At 43.6% G+C, this 629-nt stretch carries 1 pseudogene; it reads left to right on the top strand.

Annotated elements, in window-relative coordinates:
- A pseudogene (locus AB4589_RS22900) lies at window positions 1-399 on the top strand (hypothetical protein); the annotation flags it as partial.
- Between the last annotated feature and the right edge of the window lie 230 nt (window positions 400-629).

Raw genomic sequence — 629 nt, 5'->3', positions numbered from 1 at the left:
AAAAGTCGAGGTTGGTATGCCGTCATTCCCGATGAGGTTGATTGTTTTCAAGTGAGCTACAAATGGACAAGCCAGTCCCATTCTTTTGCAAGCGTCACCCACCATATGACTTACCAGTTAGAGCCAAATATAGAGTGTGCTCAAGATTGGCTGTATGGCAATGAGTGCATGAAGCATTCTGATTCTTCGAAACTAGCGATGGCCGCCGATGAATACAGCTTTAACCATCTAGAATGCCTGACTCATGGCAAGCATTTAACCAAGGAAGAAATTGTAGCGTTAGACCGATTTAAAGCGGGCATTACATCCATTCACATTGATGAAAATGGCGTCATCATTCACGAAGAACGAACGTTAACCGCTAGCAATTCCTTTGCTTGTGTTGGGATCATTTTGTAACCACACCTCTTTTAATTCCACTTCCCCCTTAACCTCCACTCACCGCTCAGTTTTGCTGCTAGCGGCAATTTGCGTTGCATAAGGAAAATACTCATGCTTTCTATTAGCCCATTAAAATCCGCTTCTGGCGCTGCCAAATATTATCTCAGCGAAGAAAACCCCAAAGACCTACCTGACGTCTCTTTAGAAAAAAACGCGGGCGATAACTATTACCTCAAGGAAAAAGACCA

The sequence above is a fragment of the Vibrio sp. 10N.222.49.A3 genome, from assembly GCF_041475145.1.
GTDB classification, from domain to species: domain Bacteria; phylum Pseudomonadota; class Gammaproteobacteria; order Enterobacterales; family Vibrionaceae; genus Vibrio; species Vibrio tasmaniensis_A.
The sequence above is the reverse complement of the archived record's forward strand: the minus strand, read 5'-3'. Positions and strand labels throughout refer to the sequence as shown.